Origin of the sequence: Campylobacter concisus, from assembly GCF_902460545.1 — a bacterium.
GTDB lineage: Bacteria > Campylobacterota > Campylobacteria > Campylobacterales > Campylobacteraceae > Campylobacter_A > Campylobacter_A concisus_AE.
The window spans coordinates 90,687-92,215 of sequence record NZ_CABPUE010000006.1 but is presented as its reverse complement, the minus strand read 5'-3'; the positions used below and the strand labels follow the sequence as shown (position 1 = coordinate 92,215).

Below are 1,529 nucleotides of genomic sequence, written 5' to 3'. Positions count from 1 at the left end.
TATTAAAATATATTGAAATTCTTTATCAAAATTTGTATAGATCGCTATTTGCGATTTTTCTTATAAAAAAGTCCAATTATCTCCTAAAATTAATTTATTTTTTTAAGTTTATAGTGCAATAAATATATTGCTTACATACATTATCTCTTTATAGTTTTCTTCTAGTTTTTCATATGAGGTTTTATAAAGTTCTATTAGGCCGTTTATCATGGAGATGCCTATGTCTTTTATTTATATTTGGCTCCGTTTGGAGCCATAGATATTAAATTTATCCTTTAATCCTTTATATTATGCTCTTTGGCATAGCTTAATATCTTTTGCCTAAGATCTTCAGGAAAACTTTCTCTATACATCACTGGTGTTAGTGGATTTAGCTTTTTATCTAATTTACCAGCCTCATATAGTCTTGTTAGTTCTTCTGGTGTGTTGTAGTATGGAGCATTTGGATAACCCTCAGGTGGAGTTAGGGACATTATTTTTGATTCTAGGATGGTGGAGTCGATAAAAAGAGTAAGTGTTCTATCATCCCAATCTTTAGGAAAACCGGGTAGCTCTAATCTATCTTGAAATTTAGGGAGTTCGCTTTTAACATAAGAGATAAATTCCTCCCTAGTAGTCTCGTTTGCGTCAATATCTCTAGGGTCTAATAGTTCACCTTTATCTTCTACGAGTTCTCTTAGGTCTTTATATAAAGAATTATCTGGCATCGCTGCTACCCCACCCCTATTAAAATCCATCACAAAGTAATTACCTACTATTTCATCAAGATAAGGCATCATGCCGTATTCATCTAGCGGAGGGTTTTTATATAGTTTAAGAATTTTCGTGTAGGTATCTAAATTTTTATTTACTCCAACTGTGTATGTATAATATTTAAAGCAATCTGCTAGTACATGTAGTGCTTCTACTTCTCCTAGTTGAGCTGCTAGAAATACTGCTTGAAATTCTCTTGCTTTAAATCCACCTTCATTTCCATTGCCTAGTGATTCACTATCTCCTAATACTCCAGCGCAAATTCCCCACTCTCCTATAAAGAGTTCTGATTTTAATGTATTTTTATTTCTATCTACTTCATCATAAATTTCAGCATATTCAGGTTTAGTTAGTTTGCCTTTGTTGTCTACTCTAGCTATTGCATCTTCAGGAATATCTATCATAGTGCATTTTAGATTACTTCTTTTTACTAGATAGATATATCTATCTCTCTTGTCTTTTAAGCTTTCATAGTAAGCTTTTTCTGATTTAGTCCAAGGAGATAGTTTAGTCGAACTTGGTTTATAGCTAATATCTAGCCATGGTTTAAATGATAGATAGTCTGTTTGACCTAGAGAATTTGGTTTAGGGTTATAGTATAGTGGTTTATAGTTTTTATATGGAGATGAATCTAGGATGGAGCGGGAGTCAAGAACTAGCTTTGAAGAAAGATCATTATTCGTATTATCCGACTTTTTTCCATCATAAACAATCAAATTTGTATTTTTGTCAAATTTTACCTCTCTACCATTGTGGGCTATAACCGTATATGTATT

The 1,529-nt window shown here is 32.2% G+C and carries 1 protein-coding gene; it reads right to left on the bottom strand.

Annotated features, from left to right (window positions below):
- Positions 1-275 precede the first annotated feature (275 nt).
- Positions 276-1,529: thioredoxin reductase (locus FZ949_RS05250; RefSeq protein ID WP_148790209.1), on the bottom strand; the 1,254-nt coding region annotated here is incomplete at its 5' end.